The 233-nt window shown below is 45.1% G+C and carries 1 rRNA gene; it reads right to left on the bottom strand.

The features are described from left to right. Positions 1 to 169, bottom strand: a 23S ribosomal RNA gene (locus ACY2RR_RS24815); the annotation flags it as partial. Positions 170 to 233: the final 64 nt, after the last annotated feature.

Here is a 233-nt window from a genome sequence, read left to right as displayed (position 1 = left end):
CTATGTATTCAGTTAAGAGATACCTGTCTTATGACAGGTGGGTTTCCCCATTCGGACATGCTTGGATCACAGCTCGTTTATCAGCTTCCCAAGACTTTTCGCAGATTACCACGTCCTTCATCGCCTCTTACTGCCAAGGCATCCACCGTGTGCGCTGAGTCACTTGACCATATAACCCAAAGAAATCTTCAAGTTGATCAAATAACGCGTTTTTTAAGACGGCTCCGACTAAA

Source organism: Parendozoicomonas sp. 2304DJ65-17 (genome assembly GCF_058148445.1).
The sequence above is the reverse complement of the archived record's forward strand: the minus strand, read 5'-3'. Positions and strand labels throughout refer to the sequence as shown.